This window comes from Geomonas propionica, from assembly GCF_016458235.1.
Taxonomy (GTDB): domain Bacteria; phylum Desulfobacterota; class Desulfuromonadia; order Geobacterales; family Geobacteraceae; genus Geomonas; species Geomonas propionica.
The window spans coordinates 1-885 of record NZ_JAEMHK010000038.1 but is presented as its reverse complement, the minus strand read 5'-3'; the positions used below and the strand labels follow the sequence as shown (position 1 = coordinate 885).

1 protein-coding gene is annotated in these 885 nt (G+C 43.3%); it reads right to left on the bottom strand.

Annotated features, from left to right (window positions below):
- Positions 1-146: 146 nt before the first annotated feature.
- Positions 147-686 (bottom strand): hypothetical protein, encoded by a 540-nt coding sequence (locus JFN90_RS22050; RefSeq protein WP_199397290.1) that lies wholly within the window; start codon positions 684-686, stop codon positions 147-149.
- Positions 687-885: the final 199 nt, after the last annotated feature.

Below are 885 nucleotides of genomic sequence, written 5' to 3'. Positions count from 1 at the left end.
TCTTCTAAAAAGGCGACTTCAAATCGTTAGGGCACCATTTTGCCTATTGACAGACGGGGGCCTGATAAGGGTTGGGACCTCTCGCAAACTTCAATTTCCAGCTCTCGTTCGCTGGGAGGAGTGATCCCTCCTCTTACAGAATAATACTATCTGAAAATACCAAAACCTTTCCTGCCGAAGTAATGTGCATTGAAGAGTATGTATGAAACCACCATGATCATAGAATAGAAAGTTGGCTCTTGGACAACTTTTTCAAGCCATAACTCCTTGAAAAAAGTTAAGAGTAAAATGACGAAAACCAGGATTCTTTGGACGTAATATCTTTGTATGCCTTTATATATGCCCTTTATATCAAGATGCTTTATGATCACAATATGGAAAATGACTGGAATGTGTATTATTAGATATAAGCCTCCAAAATCGATCCCGAACTGGTCGAGATTTGGCGTCACCTTCATTTTGGATAACAAAAACAAAGCTGAAGCTATTCCAAATACAAGGACGTAAATCTTGACCAATATAGAATTGATTGTGGGTTCAAGTAGATATCGCTTGCTGCCGATCTGTACTTTCGGCTCATGATTGATGAGATCATTGTCGCAGTTTTCGCAACGCGGGATCCCATCACCTGATCCAGCCATAATCTCGTTTTCTGCATTGCATATTTTGCAAACGATTTTTTTCATTTTTCTTTCCGAGTCACACACAGCTGCGGAATCCAACGGGTTGCGGGTGAGCGGCGGAGCGACCTTGCTCTCACAGGCTCCTCCTCACTCCTACTGACTCGCGCAGTCCGTCTCCACCCGTGTGGATACTGTTACAGGCCCCCCTTTTGGGCATACACTTTCCTGTTAGTGTATGCTGGCCTTTGCGAGAAGCTTTTAT